Source organism: Helicobacter cinaedi PAGU611 (genome assembly GCF_000284635.1).
In the GTDB taxonomy this organism is placed as follows: Bacteria; Campylobacterota; Campylobacteria; order Campylobacterales; family Helicobacteraceae; genus Helicobacter_C; species Helicobacter_C cinaedi.
In genome coordinates this window covers 1,633,218-1,652,528 of the sequence record NC_017761.1, presented here as the reverse complement: position 1 = coordinate 1,652,528, position 19,311 = coordinate 1,633,218, and the positions used below count along the sequence as shown (strand labels likewise).

Here is a 19,311-nt window from a genome sequence, read left to right as displayed (position 1 = left end):
GTAACAATGGAAAATATTGAAATAGACATTCAAGAAGTGAGACAGGAAGGTGCGGTTATTACCGCTGTTGGCGTTGGTGGCGGTGGCTCAAATATGATTAATCATCTTGTGGGGACAAGTCCGCACAAATCTATCAAACTTATAGCGACAAATACAGATATTCAGCATTTAGAAACTACAAGTGCAAATATCAAAATGAAACTTGGCGAGAAACTTACAAAGGGCTTAGGTGCGGGTATGCAGCCAGATATAGGCGAAAAGGCGGCACTAGAGACTTATGAAGAGTTAAAAGCTGTGCTAAGTGGCTCGGATATTGTATTTATCTCTGCGGGTCTTGGCGGTGGCACAGGCACAGGGGCAGCTCCCGTTGTAGCTAAAGCAGCAAGAGAAGTTGGGGCATTAACTATTTCTGTTGTAACTAAGCCTTTTAAATGGGAGGGTGGCAGACGCGCTGAACTTGCTGAAGAGGGATTGCGTAATTTAAAAGCAGAAAGTGATTGTATTGTTGTTATTCCAAATGATAGGCTTTCATCTATCATTCCTAAAAGTTATGGTGTTCAAGAGAGTTTTGAAGTTGTAAATGGTGTGTTGGCTCGTGCTGTGAATGGGATTTCAGGCGTGATATTACATCATAGTCCAAATGACATCAATGTGGATTTTGCCGATGTGAAAACGGTGATGAGCCACAAGGGCTTAGCACTTATGGGTATTGGCGAAGCCATAGGTGATAATGCCGCGTGTGAAGCTGTGCGTATGGCAATAGAATCTCCATTGCTTGACAATATTTCTATTAATGGTGCGATGGGTGTGCTTGTGAATTTTGAGATGAATGGATACTCGCTCATTGAGATAGGCGAAGCGATGAATATGATTGAATCTATTGTTGATAATAAGGCTCACGTGATTTTTGGGACACGCACACTTGCAGATGCAGCAAAAGACTATGTCAAGGTAACTGTAGTTGCCACGGGCTTTGAAAGAGAAGTTGTAAGCACAGAGCCACAACCGCAAATGCGTGATGAACAAGGTTTGGAGCAGTCTCGCCAAAGTTTGCGTCTTGCACGAAAGGTCTCTGGGGGTGATACTGGTTTGTTTGACAATGAAAGCCTTGAAGTCCCAACTTATCTCCGCAATCAAAAGGACTAATTTATATCTTGTAAGTATTGAAGTGTGAGTGTAGAATCTTACTTTTTTGGTTTTCACACTCTCACACATCTGTGAGATTTTTAGATTCTGTTTTTCTGGCTTTAAGCCACTCTGTGAGCTTGAAAGAGCTGTCTTTATGAAAGGTAAGAATATCATAATAGTAAATATTTTGCCTAGAATCTTGTGTGTAGTCCATAAGTAATTTTAAATTATTGCAATCATCACTTTGCAAAACACAAAGTAACACGCCAAAATTATCAAAAATGAGTAATTGCTCGTATCCCAACTTGTTAAGACTAGGGAATATGGATAGAAAATCTTCATTTTGTGCTTGGAGATGATTTTTGTCCCATTCAAAAAATATTGTGGGCTTAAAATATGTTAAAGTTTTGAAAGCTCCACGAAGCACTTTAAAATCAAAACCATCAGTATCTATTTTTATAAAGTTTGGAGAGAAATCTGCCTTTGACACCAACAGAATCAAGAGTTTGGATTTGAACGCTAGAGTAGTTATGTTTGTCGTTAATAAGTTTGCCACTTCCATCTTGCAAGGAAATGGTATATGCACTTTGCTCATCATTATCACCCAAAAAAGTGTGAGAGATGATAAATAATGGGAGAGCTTCAGCAGGATTTAGCGGAAGATTCTTGTTATGGGGGGGGGGGGGGATACTTATATCTCTGATAGTTGCTTTGTGAAAATTATAAGAAATGTTAGTTTTGATTAAATTGGCATAACTTTTTTCGCCCTCTATCAGCAAATAAGAGGCATTTGGCATATTTGTCAAAACGGCTGTATCGCCTATATTTGCCCCCACATCAATCATATTAAGTTTGCCATCTTTTGTGTAGATATGATGAGCTATGGAATGAAGCTGCATATCATATGTTGGATATATTTTTTGATTGAGTGGTAAGGTGTGGGAAAATGGCATTGCAAGTTTGATGTTGTTGTAGCTTAAGGTAATGATAGGATTTGAAATTTTAAGGATAAGCTTTCTTGCTAAGAGTAAGAATTTTTCTAAGATTCTGTTATTTGTGTGTAAGAGAAGTTGATAGATATATTGTGCTAGAAATTTCATAATATGAAACCTTTTACTGAAAAATTGATGTTGCTGAAAAGTTACAAATGGCGTGCTCGGAGGGATTCAAACCCCCGACCTACAGGACCGCAACCTGTTGCTCTATTCAGCTGAGCTACGAGCACAAAAGTAAAGTCGGCATTCTAGCTAAAAATCCTTAAAACTCACTTTATATAATGCAGATTTAAGCATTTTTAAATAAATTTTCCTTATAATATCGCTTTCAAATTTTACAAGAAAGTGGGTGAGCTTATGCCGGGTATTAAAGTGAAAGAAAGCGAATCTTTTGAAGAAGCGTACAGAAAGTTCAAAAAACAAACTGATCGTAACCTTGTTGTAACGGAGCTAAGGGCGAGACGATTCTTTGAATCTAAGACTGAAAAACGCAAAAAGCAAAAAATTAACGCTAAGAAAAAAATGCTTAAGCGTCTATATATGTTAAGACGCTACGAGTCAAAACTCTAAGATTCTAATAAGATTCTTAAACTTTCAAGGCTTTAAGCTTTGGAGGTTTAAGAGACTTCACACAATACTTCTAAAACATTTTTCAATTTCACCTTATTAAACTCCCTTACTATATTAAATGACTTAACAAAAGCGATGTTAATTTAAGCCTTGCCCTTTTTAGTTAGAATGCTCTAACAGAATCTCATTATATTTTCATCAAAGCAGGACATATCAATGAAGCTTTTCACCCACCCTGTGCTTTTTAAGATTTTTATTTTACTTATTTTTTTAAACACCATTATTCTTTTTGGCTCACAATATTTTGTCTATACCAAGCATTGGGACTTGTATTGGTTTAGCTCATTTTTCTACCGCGAGTTGTTGCTGTGTGTGAGCTACTTTGGCGTATTTTGGATTCTTTCACTCTTGCCTTTTGGCGTGTATGTGGCGTGGGCTATCTTTGGCATAAGCATTATTTGTTTTGTGGTAGATATATTTTTGCTCTACACTTTTGATACGAATCTTAACTCCTACCTTGTCATCGTAGCTCTAGAGACAAATCCACAAGAGAGTGCGGAGTTTTTGCATAATTATGTGAATTTTGGTTTGATTGGCGTATATGCCCTTTTTCTTATCATTGCTGTGTTGATGTGGGCTAAGATTCCACTTTTGCAGCCTTCCATTAAGCTTAAGAAATGTATGTGGTTTGTGTATATGTGGTTTGTTGTGAGTGTGTGTATTGTGCTTACTATGATTTTCACTCACACTAAGCCTCTAAATGAAGATTGGAGCGATATGCTTTATAATTACACAAAGCAGTTCTATCGTGCGATTGAAGGCACTTATGGCTTTATGAAAGAATATGAGCGGCTAAATAGTAAGTTTGATGAGCTATCCACCACACTTCAGGTAAAAAAAGCAAAAAACAATATCCAAAATATCGTGCTTGTCATTGGTGAATCTACTCAAAGAGACCGCTTAAGCCTTTATGGCTATCCGCTTCCCACCACGCCGAATCTAGATTCTATCAAACAAAATAATCCTAAGAATCTACTTGTTTTTAGCGATGTTATCGCTTCTCACGGGCAAACCCACGAATCTTTAAGCTTAAGTCTCACCTTTGCTAATCAAGATAACACGCAAGGTATAGAGACGATAAAGTCCAAGCAAAAGGCAAAATCCACCAAGCCCAGCGAGATTCAAAAGTCGTGGTATGAGTATATGAATGTCATTGATTCTTTTAAGCTTGGGGGCTATCACACCATTGCTATTTCTAATCAAGAGCCTATTAGCCTTTTTGGTAATGCCGCAGCGACTATTCTTAAGCGTGCTGATGAAGCACATTTTGTCAATGTCAATGACAAGATGAGCACCACAAAGTTTGATGAAGCAATTTTAGATATTTTAGATGAGGAGCTAGGCGTAGGCGTGGAACAGGGCGATTTACAAGAGGATTTTAGCGATGTAGATTCTAAGCCTACAAGCTCAAGCGAGAATCTACCACAAGAGCCACAAAACATAGCAGATTCTAAAGATTCTAAGCCGACATTCTACGCTCTGCACCTTATGGGCAATCACGCGAAGTATTACAACCGCTATCCAAGTAGCTTTGCAAAACTTAGCACTGAAGATATGCTTTGTCGTGTTAATGATGTGGAGAATCTAGCCACCACAAGCGTGGAAGAAAATATGCACTATGATAATAGTGTGCTGTATGGGGATTTTGTGCTAAATGAGATTATAGAGCGGTTTAAAGATTCGGATTCTTTAGTGCTGTATTTTAGCGATCACGGAGAAGAGATTTATGATTGGCGGAATTTTATAGGGCATAGCGATAGCAAAATGTCGCGTTTTATAGTGGAGATTCCATTTATTATGTATGTAAGTGATGTATTTATTGACAAGCACCCAGAGCTTTATAAGCGATTGCAAAAAGCACAAAATCAACGCTATATGAATGATGATTTAATCCATACTTTGCTTGATATTGCAGGGATTACAATGCAGGGCTTTGAATCCAAGCAGAGTTTAATAAGTAATGACACAACTTTACTCAAAAACAGAATCCGCCTTGTTGGTGAGAAAAAAAGTATAAAAGATTATGACAAAGAGCTGAAAGCTCAAAAAAGCTACTATCAGCAGGGATTGTGCAAAAGCGATGAGCGTATAGGGGCAGATTCTACAAAAACAAAGGAACAAGAATGAGTGATACACGATTTTTCCGCACTTTTGTGCTTTTGTGGCTTATGAACACTCTGCTTATTGTGATGTCTCAGCAGACTATTTTGCATACGCATTTTGATATGTATTATTTTTTGACTTTTTCGTATAGAGAGATGATGTTTATTGTCAGCTATGGTGCGTTGTTTGGCATTATTTATATGCTGAAATGGAAGTCTTTACAGAATCTATTGCTTTTTGTGGTGGTGGCTCTTAGTGTTTTGTGTATGATGGCTGAAATTTTTTGCTTTTATAACTTCTCTACTCTTTTAAACTCTTATGTGATTAGCATTGCCCTTGAAAGCAATATGCGAGAGAGTTTTGAATTTTTACATACATACATAGATATGAAATTGCTTGGAATGTATGGACTTTTTGGTTTAGGTATTTGGCTGTGTTTTAAGATTCAAGTGCCAAAATGCGTGAGAAACAATACATTGAAGCTAAAAGTTGTGTATGTGTTGTTACTTCTTCTTGTTATGGTGCTACATATTGTGAGTGTGCGTCCTTCAAGCCCGTCTTTGCGGTTTAGTGATGTGCTGTATCATAGCTATACTTCTTTGTCAAAATCGCTCAAATACGCCCTTGCATTTATGCAGGAGTATAAAAGATTGCAAACACATTTTGATGAGTTTGCCAAAGGATTTGAAGTAAAACCTAGCAAGGAAAAGATTGCAAATGTTGTGCTTGTCATTGGGGAAAGCACACAAAGGGGCAAAATGAGCTTGTATGGTTATGAGCTGCCGACTACCCCGCTTTTAGGGAGTTTGAAGCAGCAAAAACCACAGAATCTATTTGCTTTTAATGATGTGATTTCATCTCAAGGCTCAACCTATGAAAGTCTCACGCAAGTGCTAACCTTTGCAAATCAGGAAAATGCTCAAAATTCGCAATGGTATGAGCATTTAAATCTCATTGATGCTATGCGTCTTGGGGGTTATCATACCACGATTATTTCAAATCAAGAGGCAGTGAGCTTTTTTGGCAATGGTGTAGCGACAATTTTAAATAGGGCGGATGAGGTGAAATACTTAAATTGTGGCGATAGTTTTGATTTAACAAGGCTTGATGAGGAGCTACTAGGAGTGCTTGATACTTATCTTAAGCAATACAATGTATCGCCCCCCCCCCCGTTAGAATCTCAACAATTTAGTTTGGTGGATTCTAAATCCCACAATGAGCCTTTGCGGTTTTTTGCCCTGCATCTTATGGGGAGCCACGATCGATATGAAAGTCGCTATCCAAAGGAGTTTGATATTTTTAGTCCAAAGGATATAGGGCAGGATTTTGGCGATAAAAATAAAATGTCTGCTTATCTTAATAGTGTTTTGTATGGGGATTTTGTGCTACGAGAGATTATTAAACGCTTTGAATATTCAGATTCTTTAGTGCTGTATTTTAGTGATCACGGAGAAGAGGTGTATGAGAATGGAGATTTTGCTGGACATAGTAATTCCAAAATGTCGCGTTTTATAGTGGAGATTCCATTTATTATTTATGTAAGCGATGCGTTTATTGATAAGCACCCAGAGCTTTATAAGCGATTGCAAAAAGCACAAAATCAACGCTATATGAATGATGATTTGTTGCATAGTGTTTTAGATATGTTAGGCATTGAGATAAAAGACTATGATAAAAAGCGGAGTATTTTGAGTGATAACGAGTTTTTGCAAACGCGTCCAAGGGTTGTAGGAAATGATGAATATCGCAAAGATTATGATAAGGAGCTTGTGAAAAACTACTTTAAATAATGGAGAATTTAGAAACGAACAATTATAATCTAGTCAAAATCTAGTCAAAATTACAAGGAGAAGCGATGAAAATACTTATTTGTAACCTAGGCATTGGTGGTGGTGGGGCTGACGCGTTTTGATTGATTTTTTGAGCTATTGGCAAAAACAAAGCGAGGGGGGGGGGGTATAAATCCTAAAACAGATATAGATTTATTCCTTATTGAAAAGAAAAAACAAGATGTGTATTTGCAATGGTGCGAAAAGAATCTCCATAAGGTTTTTAGCTTTCCACATATTTTTGGCAAGGTGCGGTTTTTAAATAAGTTTTGGAAAAGACGCGTTTTGAAGAATCCAAAATTGATTAATTATTTTATTAAAGAGCAATATGATGTTAATATTGGCTTTTTAGAGGGGATTAGCACGATATATATTTCCCAAAAACAAGGGGGCAAAAAGATAGGCTACATTCATATTTCTTTGAAAGAAATCCGCAATAACAAACGCGATGAGCGTGAGACGAAGGCGTATTTAGAGCTTGATAGCATTATCTGTGTTTCACACTATGTGAAGCAATCACTTCTAGAGCTTTATCCGGAGCTAGCACATAAGCATATAGAGGTTATTCATAATCCTGTTGATAAGGATTTAATCTTGCAAAAATCCCAAGCTCCACTCTCTCAAGTCAAGCAAAGATTCACATTTTTGCAAGTAGGCAGACTAACGCACCAAAAAGGTTTAGATGTATTACTTCAGGCTAACAAGGTATTGCAAGATAAGGGGTTAGAGTATGAGTTATGGCTTTTAGGCGAAGGGGAGCGGTATAAAAAAGAGCTAGATTCTATGATAGAAGCACAGGGGGTTAAAAATGTGAAGTTTTTAGGCTTTTGTGAGAATCCTTACCCTTACATAAAAATGTGTGATTGTATGGTGTTGGCGTCATATTATGAAGGATATGGTCTTGTGTTAGCTGAAGCTTGTGTGCTGGGCAAGGCAATTATTGCTAGTGATACCCACAAGCAAGGAAATTTTACATAATGAAGTTTTGGGCGATTGTAGAGCATTTTTTGTCAGTGGTGATGCTTTATCTTTAGCTCAAAATATGCAAGAAATTTATAGCCAAGAAACAAGGAGAAATGAGCTTGAAGCTAAAGCCTTAGAGCATTCACAATATTTTAGCGTTGCCAAGGCTGCTAAAAGTTTAGAATCTTTATTGTAGATTCTAGCTTTTTAGCCCTTTTTGGCAAAATGTGCTTTTGTTTTGGATTGTTCGCAGGTAGATAGCGTGGTTAGATTCTAGCATTGAGCGGGTGTTTTCCTTATGATAGAGATGATAGGCAATGCCACTAAACTTTAATCGTCTCATCTCTCCACCATTAAATAAAAATCTCGCTACAAATTCGGAATCTTCCCTGCCCCAGCCGATAAATTCTTCGCTAAATCCATTGATAGCCACACAATCAGCTTTATAAAAGCCCATATTGCACCCACGAATGCCTTTGATAAAATCTCTTTTATCAAAATATGATGCTTTGATAGTGGAAGTTGCACAAATCATTTTAGCTAGGAGCGGGATTTTTTTAGCTTTCATATCGCCATATTTAAAAGCTAGATGATAGGAGAGAGAATCCATAACTTCTTGTGTATTCTTTTCATTTAAGATAACACGAGAGCCTTGTATAAATACACCTTTTTTTGCAAAGTGTAAATGATCTTTCACAAAATGCGGATGTAAAATCATATCGCCATCAATGATGATGATATACGCTCCACTTGCTGCTTTGATGGCTTTATTGCGTATTTCGCTTAAGCGAAAGCCATCATCTTCTTGCCAAATATGTTTAAGGGGGCAAGGGAAGCTTTTTTGATAAGTTTCTATCAGCTCTTTTGTGTCTTTGAGACTACCATCATCGGCAATAAGCACTTCATTTGGCAAAAAGGCTAAATTTTTTACAGAATCTAGCACAAGGGCTAATCGCTCTTTTTGATTGTAGGTGGTGATGATAAGGGAGCAGGTTGGCGGTGTTTGCCCTAACTCATAAAGTTTAAGATATTTAAAAAACGCTCCCAAACCATTGCAAACACTTATGGTAAAGCCCTTGTAGCCATATAAGATTCCTTTTTTAAAAAAATAGTTTCTTATAAAAGTCCATAGCCCGTGATTAAGAGCTTTTAGCGGACTTGAGCGTTTGAAGCTGTGCTGCTTAGCCCACAGGCTTGAGTAACGCTGAAGTTTATCAAGCAAATGTGAAATGTCCCTAAAGGCATAATGCTTTAATCCACTTTTAAGTTTAATAAGCTTGGCGTTTTTAGGTAGCATAATGCTTTCGTGTATGATGTTATCATTAAAACGCGTAAAAGTTTTATTAAAAAGTCGCCATACATAGTCGGGATACCACCCACACGCCTTTATCCACTCGCCATTGTAGAGATTTTTGCGTGGCATAGCATAGATGTGGTGGGGTTGTATGGAGCTTAGGGCTAAGCGTATCTGCTCTAAAGTGCTAGATTCTAAAATCTCATCTGAATCTATGCTTAAAATATAATCGTGTGTAGCATAGCTTATGGCGAGATTTTTCAACGCACCAAAGCCGATGAACTCGCTTTGATAGATTTTGACATTAGCAAATTTTTTGGCAATATCAAGAGTGCCATCATCACTGCCATTATCAAGCACAATCACTTCATCAAAATCAGCTAATGCCGATAAGCACTCGCTAAAAGTGCTTTTGGTATTTTTGACTAAAATTGTAACGCTTATGGGGAGCTTTTGCATTTTAGAAGCTAAAGCTGCCGCCTAGGCGGAGGTTAATGTATTGCGGAATGGGTATTCCATCAAGCTTAGTAGTCTTTGTGCTTACTTGCAAGGCAATATCTAGGAATCCCAGCACATTTAGCCCACCTGTAAGAATAAGCCCGGTATCTTGTCGCAAGTCTTTCATCGCACCTAGCCTTAAATCCATAGCCTTAAGATCAAAGCCCACGCCTCCGCCAATCATTTGGCTTTGTTGTTTGACATTGCTAAAAGCAAGTAAATCATTTGGAGTTAGATCCGCGTCAAAAGCGACATTTAAAAACTTAGAGTTGTAGCCTAGCCCCATACGATATTGCGGCTTAATGGTGATATTATTGAGACTTGATTCAAAAGTAGGCGAGTTTAGATTCTTAGCCACAAGCCCAAAAGTGAGATAGCGAAACTCTGGCAAATCAAGCTCATAGAGCATTCCCACATCTACGCCAAAATTATTTGATGAAATAGTATTTTCAAGTGAAGCAAGGCTTGTAAGCTCCTTTTGAAAATCTGTATTTTTATTGATATTAATCTGCTTTTGTGTGCTGATAGCATTCATTAGCTTACCGGTTATGCCAAGATTCAAATTGCCGTGCTTAAGGTAGAATGTCCTTGCATAGCCGATTGGCACTTCAGAGAGCATAAAGGCTGTGGTAACAAGCTTATGTGCATCACTATTGCCTTCTAGCGAAGCAATAAGCGAGTATGTGTTATAATTATTCTCGTCAGAAACCTTGAAGCTAAAGCTCCCGCCATTATCTACAAGCTCATAGTAACCACTTCCGCCTTTGATGATAAGTCGCATTTTACTAGAATCTGCATTGATAGACATACTAGAATAGGCTGAAGCAAAATACGCCACGCCCAAAGAGCCTAGCTTTTCATTCATTGTTTTACTTGAGATTTGCAAAATCACGCCATTTTGGCTAACAATATTAAGATTATTATCTTTTAGAATCTCCTGCATTGAGCTAATGTCTTCTACGGCTTTATCTAAGCCTTTATCTCCGCCTTTGCTTATAGTGATATTTTGTAATAATGCATTTGTTCCACTCGTTCCATTGCTAAAGTTAAGATTCTTATAATCAATATTTCCTGCGATATTGCCAAGTAAATTTTTTTGATCCTGCGAGATATTTTGATCACTATTGACTGCCCCTAAGATTCCAGAAATAAGGCTACTATAATTACCATCAGGGTTCTTGTTTATATAGTTTTTTAAGTCTTCTTGTATATTAGTGCTACCGGTTCCACTACCTCCATTTTGGCTAAGTGCTGTTTGCAATCCCTTTTTTATAATATCTGTTATCCCCCCTGTACTTGATGTGCCGCTTCCACCACTAAAAGTCGCTACCAGTCGCTCTGCGGTGCTAGTCATATTGTTTATATCAATAGTAGTGAGTTTGGCAAGATTCTGCTCTCTTAAGCCTACGCCAAGCGAGTAGCCAAGCTTGATTTTTGGATCAGAGCTTAAAAGGGCGGGATTGTAGTATAGCCCCCAAGCGGAGTGCTTGAGTGCTACTCCTGCTCCGCCCATTGCCGCAGAAGTATTGCCCATTGAGCCAAATTCCAAGGCACAAAGGCGGCTTAAAAACAAGCCACCAAGCATAGTGAATGCAACGATTTTTTTCATAAACCTACCCAATTTACCTTTATTTATTTACCTTATTTTGCCACCAAAACAGGAATAGGAGAGGAGTTAATAAAGCTATTTTGATGAGAGTTAAAGATTCTGTGTAAAAGTGAAGATTCACTCGCACCAATCACAAGCAAATCATATTCATTGATGATTTCTAGCACGACATCAACGGGATTACCGGTTTTTAGAATCTTTTGGCAAGTAATGCCTTGTTTATTAAACTCCGTTTCAAACTCATCAAGCATTGCATTTGACTTTTCATTCTCAATATTTTCAATCGTGCCATAATCCACAATCCCACTTTCCGCATAGACGATGATTTCAGGATTGACATGTAAGAGTGTTAGCTCAATTTCATCTCTATTGCCAAAAAAGCGGATAATAGTTTGAATAGCTCTCCTGCATTCTTGTGTGTCGCTCACTCCAAACAATAGTTTTGTCATATTCACTCCTATGAAGTTTTAAATTGGGGTTTTAATCATTGAAAAAATCCATTATATCACAAAAATCGGCATTATACATAATTACCTTAATCGCACTGCCCTTTGCGTAGCTCATAGGTTTTGGGCTAGGATTATCAAAAAGGGCAATGGCATTGTTTTTCCACATTGTAGCAAGGGAGCTTGAGCCGATTTTGCCGTTGTTATAGGGCAGGAAGCGAGAAGATTCTATTATGCCTAGTAGGGCTGAAGTGGTATTCGCCTTAAGATTTAAATCTGAATCTAGCTCAAAAGTAAAAGCTTTTGGGTAAAAGGCACTGCCCCCTTGTAAAGATTCTAAAATCGGCAGGATTAAAGTATGTGTATGTAAAAGTAGGGCTAAGGGATTGCCCGGTAGCAAAATAATGATAGTATCTCCCAAAGTAGCCAAGCCAAGATGTCGTCCGGGCTTGACATTTACTCCATCAAATATAAATTTCGCCCCAAGCTCAAGCAAAGCTTGTTTAATCAAATCCGCATCGCCCACACTCGCCCCACCGCTTGTAATGACGACATCAAAGCTTTGAAAAGATTCTATTTTCTTATGCAAAGCAAGTTTGTCATCTTGTAAAATCCCTTGATAGCTACACGCAAAGCCACGAGAAGCTAAAAGTGTATAAAGGCTTGTGGCGTTTGTGTTGTAGATTTGATACGCTTTAGCGTGTTGGTGTGGCTCAATGACTTCATCGCCACTTGAAAAGATTCCAATTTTTAGCGGCACAAAGCTTTCTATCTCGCTTATACCCTGTGAAGCAAGGATACTTAAATCAAGGTGATTAAGCCTTTTTCCCTTGCGTAAAAGAAGTGAATCTGCTTGTATCTCTTCGCCTTTGTAGCGGATATTTAGCCCTTGATGCAAGGGCTGTTTTAGGCTGTGGAAGCTGACTTTGCCTTGTTGCTCTTGTGCCATTTCTATTTGGATAACCGCTTGGGTATTTTGCGGGAGCATTGAGCCTGTCATCACTTTGTAGGTTTCCCCTTGTGTCAGCGTGATATGCGTGCTATTATCCCCGGCTAGAATCTTGCCGCGATTGATACAAGTTTTATCATAATCTTGCAGTAAAATCGCATAGCCGTCCATTGCGGAGTTATCAAACGCTGGAATCGCCCTAGAAGCGAAAATATCTTGGCTTAAAATGGCGTTGTGAGCGTTAAAAAGCTTGATTTTATGTGTGCGATTTGTGCGTGGTAGGGTAGTGCCAAGCTTTAGGGCTTGAGTGAAACTTATCATTTTTACTCCTTTTTAAATGATGTGGGATTTAAAATTGTGCAAGATTCAAAATTGTGTTAGTTGTAAATACGCATTGCTTAGGCGTTGCGTAATAGAATCTAGCTTTATTTCATCATTATAGCTTATGCTTAAAAGCTCTCGTGTGCTTGGCTCATCATAGCCTTGAGAAGCAAGCACAAAAGATGGTTTTGCATTACCAAATAAGCAATCCTGTCCATTAATGGCAAAAATGCCCTCCACACTCAAAGCCTGCAAGAGAAGCCTTGCTTTGATATGGGAAAATCGCAGGGGCAGGGCATTTGGCAGGGTGGATTCTAATGGGGTAAAAAGGGAGAGATTTTCTCCCAAAAGATTTTTAAGCTTTGTGTAAAACTCGTTTTTGCTATCTTTGGGCTTTAGGCTTTGAAGTATATCTTGCAGGGCGATATATGCGGCTTTAAAGAGATTAGGACGCAGGAGCTGGAGCTGAAAAAAATCATCTAAAATATGATTGTTTTCTAGCTTATTCAAATCACTTAAAATAAATCCGCTAGGGCGGGATAAACCTATGCTTTCAGCATTGCACAAAAAGAGAATCTGCGGGTGGCTAAGTGTGCTTAAACGCTTGAGCTGTGTAGAATCTAGCACACTTGCAAGGAGTGAAATATCAAGGAAAATAAATGCATTTGGATAAGTGTGCAAAATCACTTCAAGCAGAGATTCAATGGGATTTTGCGTCAAAATATCTTGATTGACAAAGGGCAGGAAAAAAGCAAGATTCTTTTTATTTGGCAGTGGCGGAATGCTCTGTATAATGCCTTGTTGGTTTGGGGAAATAAGCGTGATATTTTGGCAAAGTCTCGCGGCATAAAGGCTTTGCTGGTGGAGACTGACACTAAGGATTATATGAAAATGATGTGTTTGCAAAATGGAAAAAAGGGTGAAAAAATCACTGCTTGTGTAGTTGAAACTATGAGCGTGGGTTTTAGAAAAAAGTGAGGCAAGGTTTTTAGAATCTTGGCTTAATTGTGAGAGATATGTGCTATCAAGCGTGTTTGGATTAGGGACATTTTGTGAATGAAGCAAGGTATTTGCTTTGTGATTTTGTGGGAAGTTGGCTAAAAAATCAAGGCGGACTTCTTTTTCTTGTTTCATTGTTATCCTTTTGGTTGGTTGGAATCTTTACTAGAATCTTTGTAGTATCGGTTTTGTGGGGCGTATTTTAAACTGCGTTTATTATCTTTACACACAATGTCATCAAATTTATCAAGGTATTCTAAGTAGGCAATAAGGTATTTTCGGCTTAATTGTGTGTGGTTTCGTAACAGATTCACATCAATATAGCCATTTGTCTGTAAAATCTCACGCATTAAGCTCACAATTTTTTGTAGGGCGGTTGTGGTGATAAAAAGATTATGCGTGATACGCACGACTTTTTGAGCGTGAGTTAGGGCTTTTAGGGCGTTATCGCCTAGACTCCTATCAATCTCTAGCTCTTCATAGAGATTATAGGGTGCTAGGGGTGCGTAGCCTTGATTTGCCAAAGATTCTAAAATGCTTTGCTCTGCGTAAGTGTGGATATTTTGTATTTGACACCATTGAGAGAGATATAAGCCATTTTGATTTTTTATCTGCCCTTCTTTTAAAAGCTCATCTAATGCCCTTTGACACAGGGCAGGGGACGCCCATTTGAGCTTTGTATTTAAGCTTTGAGCGGATATAAGGGCGTTTTTATTCCGTGAGAAAATCTCTACAATATGCGTTTTGAGTGTCTCTACTTGGGAGAGCGGATAGAGCGTTAGGACTTTTTCATCAAGGAAAAGATTTAAAGTTTTAGCAATCTCTAGGCTTTGAGCGTGGCTTAGGCAGAATCTTTGCGTGGAGCTAACAAGTCCAAAGCCCTTTTTGTGAATCTGCGTTAAGAGATAAAAGCTTTGTTTGAAGTCTTTTTTTGCTAGGGATTCTAAAAGGATTAAACGAGTGTGTTTTTTGATAGGATCGGCAATGGGGTTTAAAATCACGCCACCACAAAGCGTGTCATTATCATTGCGTAAGACAAAGCGTTGGGAGTAGATACCAAAAATGGGGGTATCGGTTTTGAGTGTAGCAAGGGTAAGCGGGGCTTTACCAAAGGCGTGTGAAACTATAACTTTTGAATCCATATTTGTTAAATTTGTGGCGTTTGAATCCGCAAACTTTGAATCTTTATGCGTGGTAAGCACACAAACTTTAGCCTTGAGTTTAAAGCTACCGATATGAAGCGTATAAGTGGCGTTGTGCCTAACTTCCCCAAAAATCCCCACATCAATGCTATCAAATCCACGCAAAAAGCCTTTTTTTGAGATGAGATAGCCCCGCTTTAGCTCATTATGACTTATCGCGGAAAGATTGAGTGCAACGCGTTGTGAGGGATAGGCTTTTAACGCCTTTTGCTTATGCACTTGAATACTTTTTAAGCTCACTTCCTTAGATTTATTATAAATATAGAGCTTTTCATCAATATGGCATTCCCCACTTAGCACACTGCCTGTTACCACGCAACCCGCCCCTTGAATAGCAAAGCTCCTATCTATGTAATACAAAAAAACTCCATAGTCATCTTTTGGCGGTTTGGGGATAGATTCTAACCTTTGTTTTAAATTTTCAATCTCCTGTGTGCTAGGCGTGGGGCATAAGCTCAAAGCAAAGATAGAATCTAAGCTCATATCAAGGGGCTTAAAAAAATCTTTGATTGTAGATTCTAAGTCTGCTAAGTCTTTTTGCTTATTTTCAAGCTTATCAATTTTAGTGATGACGCAAATACAGCTTTTTACGCCAAGTAAATTAGCGATATGTATATGCTCCCTGCTTTGAGGCATAATGCCTTCATTTGCCGCAACTACAAGCAAAAGCACATCAATGCCAAACACCCCAGCAATCATATTTTTTACTAACTTGCTATGCCCGGGGACATCAATGAAAGCGACATTGCGGACTCTAAACTCAAGGTTTGAAAAGCTCAAATCCAGCGTAATGCCCCTTTGCTTTTCCTGCTCTAAGCTATCGCCATCAAAGTCATTTAAAGCCTTTATAAGCGTGGTTTTGCCGTGGTCTATATGCCCAGCAAGTCCTACTATAACATCATTGTGAATGTCATTGTGATTTTGCTCTATGGGCTGCTTAGTCATTGCCTTGCCCCAAAACAGATTCTAAAATCATCATAATCTTTTTTTCATCGTGCGGGAGCAAAGTCCGCACATCTAGCAGGATTTTATCTTTTTGTATGCAGGTGATAAGCCCTTGCAAACGCAATTTTTCTTCAAACGCTTTGGCATTTAGAATCTTGCTTTGCAAACTCACTCCCCAAGATTCAAACTCAATATGCGGCACACTCCCGCCCCCAGCAAGTGAAGATAGCCTTAAGACTTCCACTTGCATTTGTTGGCTAATGCGAGATTGAGCAATCTTGCTTTGTAAAACTTTTGCCCTAGATTCTAGCTTTTCTAGCGGGAGTGAAAGCATATTAAGGGTTGGGATTTTGTGATAGGCTTTGTCTTTGTAGGCTTGAAGTGTCGCAATAAGGGCAAGAATGCTAAACTTATCCACTCTTAAGGCGCGTAAAAGCTGATTAGATTTGAGCTTGTCTATAAGCTTTTTTTTGCCAAGGATAATGCCAAGCTGCGGTCCGCCAAAAAGCTTATCGCCACTGAAGCTAAGCAGTGAAGGCTTGTATTTACAAATTTCACTCACACTTGGCTCATCTTTAAGGCTTAAGATTCCACAATGTCCGCTGCCTAAGTCAAAATAATCAATGAGATTATGCTTTTTTGCGAGAGTGATAAGCTCTTTTATATGGCAGTCTTTGGTAAAGCCAATTTGCTTAAAATTGCTTTGGTGGACTTTCATAATCATCGCTGTTTGTTCGTTTATGGCGTTTTCATAATCGCGTAAATGCGTCTTGTTTGTCGCGCCCACTTCGCATAAAATGCTTGAAGCACTTTTCATCACTTCTGGGATTCTAAAGCTCCCGCCTATCTCTACAAGCTCCCCACGCGAGATGATGACTTCTTTATCCTTAGCAAAGGTATTTAGGATTAAAAGCACGCTTGCGGCGTTGTTGTTCACTAGCAGGGCGGATTCTACGCCAAACATTTGAGCTAGAATCTGCGTAGCGTGGATATATCGCTCCCCCCTTTTGCCCTTGTGCAAATCGTATTCTAGCGTGTTGTAGGCGGTGAGTAGTGGGGTGATTTGTTCCATAATCTCTTGTGAAAAGACACTGCGTCCAAGGTTTGTGTGAATCACCACTCCTGTGGCGTTTATCACACTTTGCATTGTGGGGGCTTGAGCTTGCATTGCCTTAGTTTTTATCGTTTTAGCGTGTGTGTTTAAATCTGTATTTGGGCTTTTTCCTTGCGAGATAGAATCTCGCAAAGTTTGTAAATACTCATAGATTAGGGGCAGAATAAAGGCTTTATCAAAGTCTTGTAAATCAGCGTGGGCTAGAAGCGTATCAACTTTAGGGATAGAACGCAACAGGGCTTTTTGCGTGGGTTGTAATGTGTCTTGTCGTGTGTCTTTTGATATGTGTTGCAATGAAAATCCTTTGAACCTGTTTGTGCTTTGTGCAAACAATGTAAGTAGGATTCTATCTCAAATACTTAACATTTCAAATAATTTCATTGTATGAAAGGGCAAAAATGGCGGTGATTTATCTTGCTGGTGGGTGCTTTTGGGGAATGCAGGGCTATTTTGATAGGCTTAAAGGTGTGCTAGATTCTAGCGTGGGCTATGCAAATTCCAAGATCGCTAATCCAAGCTATGATCTTGTATGCAGTGGGGCAAGTGGGGCGGTAGAGACTTTGAAGCTAGAATATGATGAATCTGCTCTGTCCCTGCGTGAGATTATAGAGCGGTTTTTATCCATTATTGATCCTTGCGCGTTAAATTATCAAGGTAATGACAGAGGCACACAATATCGCAACGGCGTGTATTATGAAGATTCACAAAGTGAAAGCGTGATAAGAGAGTGTCTCAAAAAATGGGAGCAAGGGCAGAATCGCAAGGCGGTTACGGAGATTCTGCCTTTAGCTAACTTCTATGAAGCAGAAAGCTATCATCAAAAATATTTAGAGAAAAATCCCAATGGCTATTGTCATATTGATATAGAATCCGCCCTGCATTCCTTTCAAGGCTTTGATAAGTAGAATCTAGATTCTGCGAAAGAAAATATTCATCAATAATTAAAACCTTTCTATTTTAGGGCTTTTTAGGTTATTTTTTGACATTTTGGGGGTAAGAATCCCAATAGGTGTGTCAAATTTTGTGTCAAAATCTATAAAATTTTTGATTTTTTGACCTTACACCCTTATTCTACTCCCTGAAAATCCCCTTTCATATCACTACTCCGTATCACAAAATCCATTTCATTTACAAACCTTACACACTTCTTTAAAAAACATATTTTGCAATGAAAAATCACACCACTTCAAGCCATTGATGTGGGGCTATCTTTAAAGGAGAACAAATGGAAGTCAAACACACAAACCTCTACAAAAGGAATGGTATCATCTATATAGATGCTACTCTAACAGAAATCGGCAGAGTGAGATTCAGCACCAAACTCAAAGATACAAAAGAAAATATGGCAAAAACACTGCTAAGTGCAAAAGATTTAGTTAGTAAATAGTGAAGAGCCTTTGTGGGTTAGCTCAATGCTAGGACATAAATCACTGCAAACAACTTTTCAACATTATGTCAAATACATTCCACAAAACAAAAAAAGAGCGTCATTTTTAGATAACTTCACACTAAAAACACATTCTACACAAAAGGATAGCCTATGAGTTTTTGGTATGTTTGTAAGGAATGTGGCTATATCAATGAAGTGGATTGTATAGAGATTAATATACAAATAAAACTCAATAGCCAAAAGGCTGTGTCTTGTATATGTAGTGAATGTGATAATAGGCAAGATATTATCATAGAAGTTTAGCAATGATTGAATTAGAAAAAGAGATTATGGCTTCATTTCTAGCCTATCCACAACAAATTGATGAGTTTTTAGCCCAAATCCCTAAAGAGTACTTTACACAAAAAGGACAAAGAACGCTTGAGATTCTAATAGAGCTTTTAGAATCTTAAAGCGTGAGTAAAAACGCTTTTGTAGGTAAGCTAAGTAAAAAAGAGCAGGAGCAAGATTATTTCTTAGATATTCTCTCTCATATCCCAAATGCCAATGTGGTGCGACTAACGCAAAGCTTTTATGAAAGCTTTTTAAAGCAAAAAGAAGCAGGACTAAAGCTCCTTGAAGCAAGTGAGAATAATGCTCTGCTTGATATGAACGCACTTATCCCTAATGTGAATTTTTGCTCTCATAAGAATATGCAGGAATGGCAAGATTATTATGATACATTGCCCAAAATGCCAAAGTATAAAACAGGCATTAACTTTTTAGATTCTGTCTTTGATGGGGGGGATAGAATCTGCCCAGCTTGTTTTAACCAGTGGCGACCCAGAAACAGGTAAAACAACTTTAGGTTTGCAGACGCTAGAATTTATGGCAAAAACCAATAAAGTATGTTTTTT

General features: G+C 38.4%; 21 protein-coding genes and 1 tRNA gene. 12 read left to right on the top strand and 10 right to left on the bottom strand.

Annotated features, from left to right (window positions below; all coding sequences use genetic code 11):
- Window positions 1–6 precede the first annotated feature (6 nt).
- Window positions 7–1,146, top strand: a complete 1,140-nt coding sequence (ftsZ, locus tag HCN_RS08375) for a cell division protein FtsZ (RefSeq protein ID WP_002955582.1) — start codon at window positions 7–9, stop codon at window positions 1,144–1,146.
- Between the two features lie 61 nt (window positions 1,147–1,207).
- Here the strand turns inward: ftsZ and HCN_RS08370 are convergent, their stop codons facing one another.
- The 3 genes from HCN_RS08370 to HCN_RS08360 form a co-directional block, all read right to left on the bottom strand.
- A complete protein-coding gene (locus tag HCN_RS08370) occupies window positions 1,208–1,555 on the bottom strand; it encodes a hypothetical protein (RefSeq protein ID WP_232501861.1) in 348 nt (115 codons plus the stop codon).
- 16 nt (window positions 1,556–1,571) lie between these two features.
- On the bottom strand, window positions 1,572–2,228 hold the full coding sequence (locus HCN_RS11485; RefSeq protein ID WP_014667228.1) for a hypothetical protein: 657 nt from the start codon (window positions 2,226–2,228) through the stop codon (window positions 1,572–1,574).
- A gap of 48 nt (window positions 2,229–2,276) precedes the next feature.
- Window positions 2,277–2,353 (bottom strand) — tRNA-Arg (locus HCN_RS08360).
- 127 nt (window positions 2,354–2,480) lie between these two features.
- Between HCN_RS08360 and rpsU the strand changes: the two genes are divergently transcribed.
- From rpsU to HCN_RS08335, 5 genes are all read left to right on the top strand, one after another.
- Window positions 2,481–2,693 carry a 30S ribosomal protein S21 gene (rpsU, locus tag HCN_RS08355; RefSeq protein ID WP_002955579.1) on the top strand — a complete coding sequence of 71 codons (213 nt, stop codon included), beginning with the start codon at window positions 2,481–2,483 and terminating at the stop codon, window positions 2,691–2,693.
- Between the two features lie 216 nt (window positions 2,694–2,909).
- Window positions 2,910–4,880 carry a phosphoethanolamine transferase gene (locus tag HCN_RS08350; protein WP_014667227.1) on the top strand — a complete coding sequence of 657 codons (1,971 nt, stop codon included), beginning with the start codon at window positions 2,910–2,912 and terminating at the stop codon, window positions 4,878–4,880.
- Entirely contained in the window at window positions 4,877–6,646 is a 1,770-nt protein-coding gene (locus HCN_RS08345; protein WP_014667226.1) for a phosphoethanolamine transferase, read from the top strand. Before HCN_RS08350 ends, HCN_RS08345 begins: the two co-directional genes overlap by 4 nt.
- A gap of 138 nt (window positions 6,647–6,784) precedes the next feature.
- Window positions 6,785–7,663 (top strand): glycosyltransferase, encoded by an 879-nt coding sequence (locus HCN_RS08340; protein ID WP_014667225.1) that lies wholly within the window; start codon window positions 6,785–6,787, stop codon window positions 7,661–7,663.
- Window positions 7,632–7,844, top strand: coding sequence for a hypothetical protein (locus HCN_RS08335; RefSeq protein WP_231997542.1), 213 nt, complete (start codon window positions 7,632–7,634; stop codon window positions 7,842–7,844). Before HCN_RS08340 ends, HCN_RS08335 begins: the two co-directional genes overlap by 32 nt.
- A gap of 3 nt (window positions 7,845–7,847) precedes the next feature.
- Here the strand turns inward: HCN_RS08335 and HCN_RS08330 are convergent, their stop codons facing one another.
- Genes HCN_RS08330 through selA form a run of 7 tightly spaced genes read right to left on the bottom strand, consistent with a single transcriptional unit; the run spans window position 7,848 to window position 17,319 of the window.
- Window positions 7,848–9,401: a glycosyltransferase family 2 protein gene (locus HCN_RS08330; RefSeq protein WP_014667223.1), complete on the bottom strand. Its 1,554-nt coding sequence runs from the start codon at window positions 9,399–9,401 to the stop codon at window positions 7,848–7,850.
- Window position 9,402: 1 nt separating this feature from the next.
- Entirely contained in the window at window positions 9,403–11,049 is a 1,647-nt protein-coding gene (gene traF / locus HCN_RS08325; RefSeq protein WP_041309547.1) for a conjugal transfer protein TraF, read from the bottom strand.
- A 32-nt stretch (window positions 11,050–11,081) separates the two neighbouring features.
- Window positions 11,082–11,498 carry a universal stress protein gene (locus HCN_RS08320; protein WP_002955572.1) on the bottom strand — a complete coding sequence of 139 codons (417 nt, stop codon included), beginning with the start codon at window positions 11,496–11,498 and terminating at the stop codon, window positions 11,082–11,084.
- 31 nt (window positions 11,499–11,529) lie between these two features.
- A complete protein-coding gene (locus HCN_RS08315; RefSeq protein ID WP_014667221.1) occupies window positions 11,530–12,765 on the bottom strand; it encodes a molybdopterin molybdotransferase MoeA in 1,236 nt (411 codons plus the stop codon).
- Between the two features lie 45 nt (window positions 12,766–12,810).
- On the bottom strand, window positions 12,811–13,899 hold the full coding sequence (locus HCN_RS08310) for a cysteine desulfurase NifS (RefSeq protein ID WP_014667220.1): 1,089 nt from the start codon (window positions 13,897–13,899) through the stop codon (window positions 12,811–12,813).
- 2 nt (window positions 13,900–13,901) lie between these two features.
- Window positions 13,902–15,911 carry a selenocysteine-specific translation elongation factor gene (gene selB, locus HCN_RS08305; protein ID WP_014667219.1) on the bottom strand — a complete coding sequence of 670 codons (2,010 nt, stop codon included), beginning with the start codon at window positions 15,909–15,911 and terminating at the stop codon, window positions 13,902–13,904.
- Entirely contained in the window at window positions 15,904–17,319 is a 1,416-nt protein-coding gene (gene selA, locus HCN_RS08300; RefSeq protein WP_014667218.1) for an L-seryl-tRNA(Sec) selenium transferase, read from the bottom strand. Before selA ends, selB begins: the two co-directional genes overlap by 8 nt.
- 104 nt (window positions 17,320–17,423) lie before the next feature.
- On the opposite strand from selA, the gene msrA reads away from it, so the two are divergent.
- The 6 genes from msrA (at window position 17,424) to HCN_RS08290 (ending at window position 19,251) form a co-directional block, all read left to right on the top strand.
- The gene (msrA, locus tag HCN_RS08295) at window positions 17,424–17,930 is read left to right on the top strand and encodes a peptide-methionine (S)-S-oxide reductase MsrA (RefSeq protein ID WP_014667217.1); all 507 of its coding nucleotides are present in this window, start codon (window positions 17,424–17,426) and stop codon (window positions 17,928–17,930) included.
- 320 nt (window positions 17,931–18,250) lie between these two features.
- Window positions 18,251–18,412 (top strand): hypothetical protein, encoded by a 162-nt coding sequence (locus HCN_RS11675; protein ID WP_002955519.1) that lies wholly within the window; start codon window positions 18,251–18,253, stop codon window positions 18,410–18,412.
- Window positions 18,413–18,437: 25 nt separating this feature from the next.
- Window positions 18,438–18,569 (top strand): hypothetical protein, encoded by a 132-nt coding sequence (locus tag HCN_RS12425; protein WP_267891738.1) that lies wholly within the window; start codon window positions 18,438–18,440, stop codon window positions 18,567–18,569.
- Window positions 18,566–18,718, top strand: a complete 153-nt coding sequence (locus tag HCN_RS11670; RefSeq protein WP_002955521.1) for a hypothetical protein — start codon at window positions 18,566–18,568, stop codon at window positions 18,716–18,718. Before HCN_RS12425 ends, HCN_RS11670 begins: the two co-directional genes overlap by 4 nt.
- A gap of 2 nt (window positions 18,719–18,720) precedes the next feature.
- Entirely contained in the window at window positions 18,721–18,867 is a 147-nt protein-coding gene (locus tag HCN_RS11480) for a hypothetical protein (RefSeq protein ID WP_014667216.1), read from the top strand.
- Window positions 18,868–18,870: 3 nt separating this feature from the next.
- Complete coding sequence (locus tag HCN_RS08290) at window positions 18,871–19,251, top strand: hypothetical protein (RefSeq protein WP_014667215.1); 381 nt, start codon at window positions 18,871–18,873, stop codon at window positions 19,249–19,251.
- Window positions 19,252–19,311 lie beyond the last annotated feature (60 nt).

Excerpts from the sequence above, each read along its gene's own strand:
- HCN_RS08315 (WP_014667221.1), bottom strand. The coding sequence starts at position 12,765 with ATGATAAGTTTCACTCAAGCCCTAAAGCTTGGCACTACCCTACCACGC.
- msrA (WP_014667217.1), top strand. The coding sequence starts at position 17,424 with ATGGCGGTGATTTATCTTGCTGGTGGGTGCTTTTGGGGAATGCAGGGC.
- HCN_RS08320 (WP_002955572.1), bottom strand. The coding sequence starts at position 11,498 with ATGACAAAACTATTGTTTGGAGTGAGCGACACACAAGAATGCAGGAGA.
- HCN_RS08330 (WP_014667223.1), bottom strand. The coding sequence starts at position 9,401 with ATGCAAAAGCTCCCCATAAGCGTTACAATTTTAGTCAAAAATACCAAA.
- HCN_RS11480 (WP_014667216.1), top strand. The coding sequence starts at position 18,721 with ATGATTGAATTAGAAAAAGAGATTATGGCTTCATTTCTAGCCTATCCA.
- HCN_RS11675 (WP_002955519.1), top strand. The coding sequence starts at position 18,251 with ATGGAAGTCAAACACACAAACCTCTACAAAAGGAATGGTATCATCTAT.
- HCN_RS08350 (WP_014667227.1), top strand. The coding sequence starts at position 2,910 with ATGAAGCTTTTCACCCACCCTGTGCTTTTTAAGATTTTTATTTTACTT.
- HCN_RS08310 (WP_014667220.1), bottom strand. The coding sequence starts at position 13,899 with ATGAAACAAGAAAAAGAAGTCCGCCTTGATTTTTTAGCCAACTTCCCA.
- ftsZ (WP_002955582.1), top strand. The coding sequence starts at position 7 with ATGGAAAATATTGAAATAGACATTCAAGAAGTGAGACAGGAAGGTGCG.
- traF (WP_041309547.1), bottom strand. The coding sequence starts at position 11,049 with ATGAAAAAAATCGTTGCATTCACTATGCTTGGTGGCTTGTTTTTAAGC.
- HCN_RS08345 (WP_014667226.1), top strand. The coding sequence starts at position 4,877 with ATGAGTGATACACGATTTTTCCGCACTTTTGTGCTTTTGTGGCTTATG.
- rpsU (WP_002955579.1), top strand. The coding sequence starts at position 2,481 with ATGCCGGGTATTAAAGTGAAAGAAAGCGAATCTTTTGAAGAAGCGTAC.
- selB (WP_014667219.1), bottom strand. The coding sequence starts at position 15,911 with ATGACTAAGCAGCCCATAGAGCAAAATCACAATGACATTCACAATGAT.
- HCN_RS12425 (WP_267891738.1), top strand. The coding sequence starts at position 18,438 with ATGCTAGGACATAAATCACTGCAAACAACTTTTCAACATTATGTCAAA.
- HCN_RS11485 (WP_014667228.1), bottom strand. The coding sequence starts at position 2,228 with ATGAAATTTCTAGCACAATATATCTATCAACTTCTCTTACACACAAAT.
- HCN_RS11670 (WP_002955521.1), top strand. The coding sequence starts at position 18,566 with ATGAGTTTTTGGTATGTTTGTAAGGAATGTGGCTATATCAATGAAGTG.